General features: G+C 61.0%; 1 protein-coding gene and 1 other annotated feature. The gene reads right to left on the minus strand.

Annotated features, from left to right (window positions below; genetic code table 11):
• Positions 1–39 precede the first annotated feature (39 nt).
• Positions 40–1,271 (minus strand): IS3 family transposase gene (locus QYL93_RS31810; RefSeq protein ID WP_305747427.1). Its coding sequence is split into 2 segments (ribosomal slippage): positions 40–980 and positions 980–1,271, totalling 1,233 coding nucleotides; the frame shifts between segments, so codons are not numbered across the junction.
• Positions 877–993 (minus strand) — a sequence feature (AL1L pseudoknot). Its footprint overlaps the gene before it by 117 nt.
• Positions 1,272–1,321: the final 50 nt, after the last annotated feature.

Here is a 1,321-nt window from a genome sequence, read left to right on the forward strand (position 1 = left end):
TGAATCGCCCCGGGTTGCGCGGAGGCTGTTTGGTTTAAGTCAGGTCACCACAGCAGTGGCCTGATTGGCGAATTGCCGGTAGTAGTTTGCCTCAGCCTCAGCAGGCGGGATATACCCGATGGGTTCGAGCAGGCGATGGTGGTTGAACCATGACACCCATTCGAGCGTTGCAAACTCCACCGCCTCTTTGGTTTTCCAGGGTGCCCGGCGGTGGATGAGCTCTGCCTTATACAGGCCGTTGATGGTTTCCGCCAAGGCGTTGTCGTAGCTGTCTCCCTTTCTCCCTACCGATGGCTCGATGCCCGCTTCTGCCAATCGCTCGGTATATCGAATACTGACGTATTGGGACCCTCTGTCCGAGTGACAGACCAGGCTGCCATTGCGCTCAGGCTGACGGGCATAGAGCGCTTGCTCCAGGGCGTCGAGCACGAAGTCGGTACGCATCGAATTGCTGACTCGCCAACCCACGATGCGCCTGGCATACACATCAATGACGAAGGCCACGTACAGCCAGCCCTGCCAGGTCGAGACGTAGGTGAAGTCGCTTACCCACAGTTGGTTGGGCCTCTCTGCCCGGAACTGCCGGTTTACCCGGTCCAGCGGGCACGCAGCCTTGGCATCACCGACCGTGGTGCGCACCACCTTGCCACGCATCACACCGCGCAGGCCCAGCTTGCGCATCAATCGCTCGACCGTGCAGCGGGCCACGGTCACACCTTCGCGTGCCAGTTGCCGCCACACCTTGTCGGCGCCGTAGACTTGCATGTTGGCCTGCCAGACGCGTTGAATTTGCGGCGTCAGCAACTCGTCGCGTTTGACCCGGGCGCAGCGCTTGTGGGGCTGGCGCAGCAGCGCGGCATGACGTCGATACGCGGACGGGGCAACCTGCAGAACCTTGCAGAGCGGCTCGACCCCGAAAGCATTGCGATGCTGGTCGATGAAGGTCCTCAAGACTTCAGTCGGCGGTCGAGCTCCGCCTGGGCGAAAAACGCGCTGGCCAGCTTCAATATCTCGTTGGCCCGGCGCAGTTCCTTGACCTCGCGCTCCAACTCCTTGACCCGCTGTGCTTCGGCTGTGGTGACGCCTTCGCGCGTGCCTGCATCAACTTCGGTGCGCTTGACCCATTCGTTCAACGTCTGTGGCACGCAACCAATCTTGGGGGCAATGGATTCGATGGCTGCCCACAGTGACGGGTACTCCCCGCGCTGCTCCTGCACCATCCTCACTGCGCGCTCACGCACCTCGGGTGAGAACTTGTTCGTCTTCTTCATGGCTCAATCCTCTCAGAGTGTTGAGCCTCCTCAAAATCCGGGGCGATTCA

It is taken from the genome of Acidovorax sp. A1169, assembly GCF_030704685.1.
GTDB lineage: Bacteria > Pseudomonadota > Gammaproteobacteria > Burkholderiales > Burkholderiaceae_C > Acidovorax.